Below are 7,954 nucleotides of genomic sequence, written 5' to 3'. Positions count from 1 at the left end.
AGACCGGAAATCAGACCGGCGGTACCGTCGATCACGAGCGGTTTGTTGCCTTTGCCTGCTTTGCCGACGGTAATCTTGTCGGCCAGCGAGAAGCCGATGCCGTTTTCGTCGGCACGGGTCAGGATGTTGCCGTCGCCTTTGACGCTCAGGCTGTCACCCAGTTTCTTCGCACCGGTCGTGCCGTTGTCGGCGGCAAAGGTCAGACCTTTGTTGTCCACCGCGTCTTTCGCCGCTACGCCTTTGGCGATGTCGGCTTTGGCTTCGTCAGTCAGATCCAAAGCGTAATCGGTGACACCGTCGGCGTCTTTCGCACCTTCGCTGACTTTAACCGCACCATTAGCCGCTTGGCTGAGGGTGGTCTTGTCGGCGTTGACGGTGTACTCGGTGTTGTTGCCGTCCACTTTTTCGCTGACGGTCACGTTCTTACCGGCTGCGACGGTAGTGGTTTTTTCGGTTGCGGCGAGTTGTTCTTTCAACTGGGCAACGTTTACGGCGTCGGTGGCTTTTACACCTTTGGCTACGTTGCTGATGGCTTTGCTGCCAGCGTCGATGCCGTCAGCAGTAACGTTCACATCGCCTGCTTTCAAACCGTCTTTGCTCAGCGCTACTTTGTCGCCAACGGTTACGCCGCTGTTGTTCACAACAGTCTCGCCCGCAGTCAGGCTGTCAGCCTTCAGGTTTTTGGCAGTAGAAACTTTGTAAACGCTGGAACCTCCTGTTTTGTCGGTTTCAACGACGATGTTGTCGTTGCCGCTTTCCACACGACCTGAATTGGCTTTCAACTGGGCAACGTTGACGGCATCGTTATCTGCCTCGCCTGCGGCGACGTTGGAGATTTTATTGCCGCCGTTGTTCAGACCGTCTTTGGTCAGGCTGACAGGGTTGCCTGCCGTACCATTGCCCACAGTCAGTCCGTTGTCGGACAGTACGCTGTCGCCGACAGTGACTTTGTTGAAGGAGACGTCGTCTGAAGTCGCTACGGTGATGTTCTTACCGTCGCGGCTGACTTTGATGTTTTTGCCTTCTTTGAAGGTTACAGTGTCGCCTGCGGCAATTTTTTCAGACGAGGTTTCGTCGTTGGCGTTCAGGTTCCAACCTTTTTCAGCAGTTTCTTTCACCGCGGCAATCGCGTCGTGAACATTGGCTTTGCCTGTACCGCCAATGTCGGTGAAGGTGACGTTGCCATTGTTGTTGGCCGCGTTACCGCCGAGAATTTTCGCCAGGTTGGCTTGGGCTGCGTTCAACTGCTCTTCAGTCGCAGCTTGACCTTTGGTAGCGAAATCCGCACCGCCCAAGGCTTTGTTGCTCAAACCGCTGACTGTGCCGTTTACGCCGTCGATGCTGACAGGTTTGCCACTGTCTTGTCCGATTTTGACGGTATCGGCAAGAGAGAACCCGATGCCGTTTTCATCGGCACTGGTTACGATGTTGTTATCGCCCTTGATCTTAAGGCTGTCACCCAGTTTCTTCGCACCGGTTGTGCCGTTGTCGGCGGCAAAGGTCAGGCCTTTTTGCAGCTCGGTACCGATGTTGTCCAACGCGCCTTGTACGGTGTTGACAGGGGCAGCCTGCGTGCCGTCGGCTTTGGTTACCACCAGATTCGGTGCTTCAACCGCGCCGGTAGTCGGATTGACGGTTGCACCCAATGCGGTTGCCAACGGAGTGAGCTGGCTGACGTTGACGGCGTCGGTATTGCTCACACCGGCTGCGATGTCGGTTGCTTTCTTACCGCCGTTAGACAGACCTTCGGCCGTCAGTTTGACAGGGTTTGCCGCTGTACCGACGGTCACACCGTCTGCAGAAACGGTGGTTTTGCCGCCTGCTGCGTCGACGAATTCAGACGAAGTCAGACCTTTCAACTCTTTCGCTAGTTTGATGTTGAGCGTGCCGGTAGCGTCGTCTGAAACCACGCCGATGTTGTTAGCAGACAGTTTAGCTTCATCTGCCTCGCCGCCTTTAACGGTAACAGTGCTACCCAAACGTCGAGTTGAGGGAGTACCGGCATCAGCGGCAAACGTCAGCGGTGTGCGGACTGCATCGCTTAACGCACCTAATGCTTCTCCGACAGTATGGTAAGTCGCTACGCTGCTACTATCCGGATTGCCGGAAATGACTGTGTAATCCGGTGCAGTAATAGTGCCGTCAGCAGGATTAACCTTTGTGCCAAGTGCTTTGGCAACTTTGTCCAGTTGCGATACGTTTACCGCATCGTTTTGCTTCTGACCATCTTTAACGTTACCTATAGTAGTCGGAGTCGAAGTTTGGGGGTCGGTCGGATTCAATGCGGCAATGGTTACGTCATTGCCTGTATAGTCAGTGTTATCCTCTACATCGACAAACTTAACGGTGCGTGTTTGCGTATCTGGATCAATGGCTACTTCTCGTCTCAACATTTTGCCGTTGGAACCAACATAAGAGAACGGTGTTGAATTACTAACCGTAGTCAATGTAGTTACACTGACGTTTTTAATTGCATCCGATAACTGCTCAAAATTCACTGCATCAGACGGATCACTACCTTTGGCAACATTGATAATCTTGTTGTTTGCCATATCCAAGCCGCCATTTGCAGTAATCTTGCCGGCAAAAGTCGGGGCATCAACTGTATTGATGCTGACTGCACCTTTATTTTGGCTCAAACGGATATTTTGACCTGCTTCCAGCGTAATGGTCGCACCATTGGTAATTTCTTCCAAAGAATAGTTTTCAGCAACACCATTGGTATTGTTGGTTTTAGCCGTATTCAGCTTGAACGACTTGTAGGAAGCATTGTGGATAGAAGCAATCGCATCATGAATATTGCGCTCACCCGTACCGCCGATGTTAGTCATCGTGATGGTGCCGTCATTCGCAATGGCTGCGTTTCCACCCAATACGCCGACTGCGCTCTTACCGATGTTGTTCATGACGTTTTGAGTCGCATAAAGTTGGCTGCCGTTGATGGCGTCGGTGCTGCTGTCGCTGATGCGGCCTGCGGCGACGTTGGTAATCGTACGCTCTTTGCCTGCCGTACCGATACTGAGTGTGGATGAAGGTGCGTTACCTGCGAAGTTGCCGAAGGCCAAATCGCCAACGGTGGCAGAGGTCGTCGGAACGGCTGCTTCAGTTGCGGAATTGACACCCAATGCGATGGAGTCTGCATGAGCGGCATTGGCTTTTTTACCGAAGGCAATAGCGTTGCTTGCAGAGGCTTTTGCCGCATCGCCGAAGGCAAATGTATCGCCTGCGGTGGCTTGGGCATTTTTACCGAAAGCAACGGCACGGTTTTGCGTGGCTTGGGCTTTGTTGCCGATGGCGATGGTATCCTCTCCTTGCGCCTCTGCTTCATTACCCAATGCCAAGGCATTACTGGAAGAAGCTTTGCTGTTACGACCTGCCGCAACAGCAGCAAAGCCAGTTGCATGGGAATTGAAACCTAATGCAGTCGCACCCGAGGCTGTGGCTTGGCTGTATGAACCGAGCGCGGAAGCAGAATCTTTGGTGGCCTGCGCGCCATCGCCGACCGCTACGCTGGATTTACCCAATGCTTTGGAAGACTGACCGCCTGCAAAGGAGTTTTGACCGTAAGCATTGGATGATTGGCCGACGGCGGTAGCATTGGTGCCGCTGGCTTTGGTGTTTGCACCAATAGCGACGGAACCTTCACCTTTAGTCAAACCGTTGACACTCGCATCGGATGCCGTGTCTTCGTTTACAGTGGCGTTTTTACCGATGGCGATAGAGTTGGAAATTACCGCCTGCGCGCCTGTACCGACGGCTACGGCAAATTCGCCGGCAGCTTGGGCATCCGCGCCTGCTGCCAATGCATCTCGTCCGGTTGCGCCGTCATTGTTGTAGTTGCCACGGGTATCAGAGGTCGTCTGAACGCTGTAAAAATGGCTGGAATTGCCGCCGCCCAATTGATTGATTTTGGTGTTCATCGCTTCCAAAGCGTCGTGAACATTGGCTTTGCCCGTACCGCCCAAGTTATTCAGGGTCAAATTGCCTGCATCGTCAATTTGGGTACTGCCGCCCAAGGCGTCTTTGACGTTGTTACCCAAGTTGAGCAGGTAAGAATTGGTCGCATAAAGCTGGCTGCCGTTAATTGCATCGGTACTGGTTGCACTGATAACACCCGCGGAGACGTTTTGGATTTGACGGGTGAAGTTGTTGGCAGGGGTGGCTGCATCGACTTTACCGACGGAAACCGTACCGTAAGAGCTTGTACCGGCAGCGGTGTAGTTGCCATTAAGCGTGTAGTCGCCGTTGTGGTGTGCTTCGGTCAGACTGCCGCCGCCCAATGCAACATCATTTTCATTAACGGCATGGGATTCGTAACCCAAAGCGAGTCCTTTGACGGCATCGGCTTTGGTATATGCACCCAATGTCACGGCACCTGCTTTCGCCGAAGTTGCGGATACACCCAAGGCAACAGTATTGCCTTCCGCGGCATTGGCAGAATGACCAAATGCAACAGCTTCTGCAGCGAGTGCTTTGGCAGTATTACCGAAGGCAATCGAGCTGTTGCCCGTAGCTTGAGTATCCAGACCGATTGCCATCGCATAGTCTTCAGACGCAACAGCATTGCTGCCGATGGCGACGCCGTTGAGCTTGCTGTCGGTTACCTTCGCCATATTACCGATGGCTACGGCAAAACGGCCTGAGGCATTGGAATCGATACCCAATGCAACCGCCTCACTGCCCGATGCGTTGGCACGCTGACCGACGGCGACGGAGGAAACGGCTCCGGCAACGGTCTCATGACCGATGGCAACAGTTTCGTGTGCGCTGGCATTGGCGGTCTTACCGATGGCCACGGAATTGTCGCCGCTGGCTTTGGAAAGCATACCGACGGCAACTGCAGATTCTTTTTCCGCCAATGCGGTTTTACCGACGGCAACGGTATTGTTGAAGCTGCCTTTTGCAGCTTCACCGATAGCGACGGTGGAGGTAACGGCCAATTTTTGGGCATCCGTTCCCATACCTGCTTCTTTGCCGATGGCAACGTTGTTCGCACCGGACACAAATGCGCCGGAACTCAGACCAAGGGCGATGTTGTCTACGCCGGTGGCGTTGTTGCCCGTGCCTTTACCGATGGAAATTTGGCGTTCGTTGGTGTAGGCATTACGGCCGCTGTCTGCGCCGATATAGACCGTGTCCGCACCGACCTTGCGTCCTGCGGAAACGGCATCGTCGTATACGCCCGCGTTTGTACCCACCACGATATTGCCTGTACCTGCCGCTACGGCTTTGTTACCGATGGCGACGGCGTTGTTGGCGGTGGCTTTGCTGTTTTGACCGAGCGAAGTAGAAGTTTCTGCAGTGGCAGTCGCTTCTTTACCGACTGCAACGCTGCTCATACCGGTTGCCTGAGTGGCAAAACCGACGGCAATCGCGCCTTTGGCAGAAGCAATGGTTTGCGGACCGGCAGCCAAGGCGTTTTCAGCACCTGCATTGCTGTCCACGCCTAAGGCTGTGGCGCGCAGGCCGTTTGCCGTGCTGTTTTTACCGACGGCAGTAGTGTCTTTCATGACGGCATTTGCGGCCGAACCGATGGCGATGGCATCCGAATTGCCTGCTTTGGCTCCATAGCCGATGGCTGTTGAGTAATGACCGACCGCAGTCGCCCCTTTATCCGCACCCTGACCGCCGCCAATCGCGATAGAGGACGTGCCCTGCGCATTCGCTTTACCGCCGATGGCAACACCGTAAGCTCCCGAACCTGCAGCCAACTCACCCACAGCAATCGCCCGCTGCGCGGAAGCGACGGCAGTACCCATTATTGCAAGGCTGGCAGGACCTGATGCTTTGGCACCTCTACCGGCAGCACTCGACCCGCCGATGGCGACGGCACTCAATCCCGAAGTAGTTGAGTTAAAACCGATTGCAACACCGTTGCCTGCGATATCGGTTACAACGGAGCTGGTACCGATCGCAACGGACGAACTACCCTGCGCATTCGAGCTGTCACCGACTGCGATACTGCCGCTTTTGGTTTTGGCCAAGTACCCGATGGAAATGTTTTTAGGCTCTGAACCTGTCGCACCGGTACCGATATAGACAGAATGGCTGCTGTTGGTATCAACGCCTGCCGCCGAACCGATAGCGATAACATTGTTTACCTTCAAACCGCCTTTGAGCGCGCTCTCTCCAATGGAGATATTGCGCCCGTCGGAAGAAACAGTATCTCCTGCCAATTTTCCGATACTGACATCAGCCTCACCTTTTGCCGATGCCGCCTGACCCATAGCGATAGATTGGTTATGATTGGCACTTGCTGCCGCACCGATGGCAATCGCACCGGTTGCACGGGACGGATCATCACTCGGACCTGCAGTGGAAGAATTGGCACCGATAACGACATTGGTTTCTCCTTTGGAAGATGCCCCTTGTCCCATCACGACGGACTTGCCTTGTTTGGGCGTGTCTCCCGGTATGACATCCAAGGCTTTTGTACTATCGTCGCCGCAGACCACGTTGTAGCTGGTAGTATCGAAATAGCAGGTGTTGTAGTCGGTACCTTCGACAGCCTCAGCGACGGTTTTGCCGTTGGCAAGGGTTTGTCCGTTATTTTCTGCCGCCATGACTTGACCGCTTGCAAGCAGCAGGCCGGACATAATGGCGGTAAACGCAAAGCGCACGCCTGCGGAGGCAACGATGCCGCCTATACCTGATGAAGCCGTTTTCCCATGCGCTTTGGCGAATTCCGCCACCGCGTTCCACGTCTGTGTGGTTTCGTTCCATACGACACGATAGATTTTATTCATACTGTCTCTCTGTTTTAAAATGTTAAACAAATAAGTTTAATATATTATTGGTTTTCGGAAGTACCTGCTTTTTAAAATTCCGGACCAATCACTGAAAATGAAAACACCGTATTCGATACCGATATTTCGATTGCAAAAATCATTCAACGGATATGACGCATATTGTCACTTTCAAACAAATTTCAGAATTTATCTATACCTAAGATAATAATCTCTAAAACCTGATTTCATGACCTTTTAGCTATTTATGTATCCGCTTATCTTTGATAACTGCTATTTTCTTAACTTTAATTTGCAATTAAAGCGAAACTTTATCTTTTATTGAAAAGCAATTTATATGCCAAAAACCTTTTATCCAAATTCATCCATACTAAAAAATAATATTTTTAAGTATGCGACATCCTAAAAAAAGCAAAGGGTCGTCTGAAAATGTTTCAGACGACCTCTGCAAATCTCATGTTGATTTAATATTAATGAATAATGTTTCAGATACATCCTCAGCAAGTTGGCGATGTTTGACGGCATTATTCTGTATAATACCGCAATGTTTTTGAAACAAGGAATACAAATGCTTACCCCAGAACAAGTCAAATCGCTGATTGAAGGCGTTGCCGCTTGCGAACACGTCGAAGTTGAAGGCGACGGGCATCACTTCTTCGCCGTCATCGTCTCTTCCGAGTTTGAAGGCAAAGCCCGCCTCGCCCGCCACCGCCTGATTAAAGACGGCCTGAAGGCGCAATTGGCCAGCAACGAATTGCACGCGCTGTCGATTTCCGTTGCCGCCACCCCTGCGGAATGGGCGGCGAAGCAGCAATAAGCCGTACGGCAGGCAAGAGAAGGTCGTCTGAAACCAGAATTAGGTTTTCAGACGACCTTTTGATTTATTGCTTCTAATACTGAATGCGTCAGCTCAAATCAGAAATACTCATGTCGTCATTCCCGCGTAGGCGGGAATCCATTTTTGAATTTTGGAAACTGGTTTTCAAATATTTATTTCTTAAAATTTTCGATGAATTCCCGCCTGCGCGGGAATGACGGCGGATGATGCTGTATCAAAAATTCAGCCGCCCGTAGCGTGGGTTCTACCCACGAATAAACAGAGATGATTGGATTCGGACGTTCGGGCGGGAGATCGTAGGCGAAGCCTACGCTACGGGTTGGTTTATTTTGAATTTGTGTCCATTTGACGGAAAGGTCGTCTGAAAATG

Annotated in this window: 3 protein-coding genes; 1 reads left to right on the top strand and 2 read right to left on the bottom strand. The window is 52.1% G+C overall.

The features are described 5' to 3' along the window. A partial coding sequence (locus tag NSCA4_RS0101650; protein WP_016686525.1) for an ESPR-type extended signal peptide-containing protein occupies window positions 1-6,746 on the bottom strand: 6,746 nt, incomplete at its 3' end. A 568-nt stretch (window positions 6,747-7,314) separates the two neighbouring features. Here NSCA4_RS0101650 and NSCA4_RS0101645 point away from each other — a divergent pair. After that, on the top strand, window positions 7,315-7,563 hold the full coding sequence (locus NSCA4_RS0101645) for a BolA family protein (protein ID WP_029609441.1): 249 nt from the start codon (window positions 7,315-7,317) through the stop codon (window positions 7,561-7,563). 173 nt (window positions 7,564-7,736) lie between these two features. Here NSCA4_RS0101645 and NSCA4_RS15905 read toward each other — a convergent pair. Next, a partial coding sequence (locus tag NSCA4_RS15905) for a hypothetical protein (RefSeq protein ID WP_255265256.1) occupies window positions 7,737-7,954 on the bottom strand: 218 nt, incomplete at its 5' end.

It is taken from the genome of Neisseria sicca 4320 (assembly GCF_000193735.1).
Taxonomy (GTDB): Bacteria; Pseudomonadota; Gammaproteobacteria; order Burkholderiales; family Neisseriaceae; genus Neisseria; species Neisseria sicca_E.
Note: the sequence above shows the minus strand (reverse complement) of the source record. Positions and strands in the feature narration are given on the sequence as shown.

What these genes read in the sequence shown, in the direction of transcription:
- NSCA4_RS0101645 (WP_029609441.1), top strand. Translation starts at nt 7,315, where the DNA reads ATGCTTACCCCAGAACAAGTCAAATCGCTGATTGAAGGCGTTGCCGCT.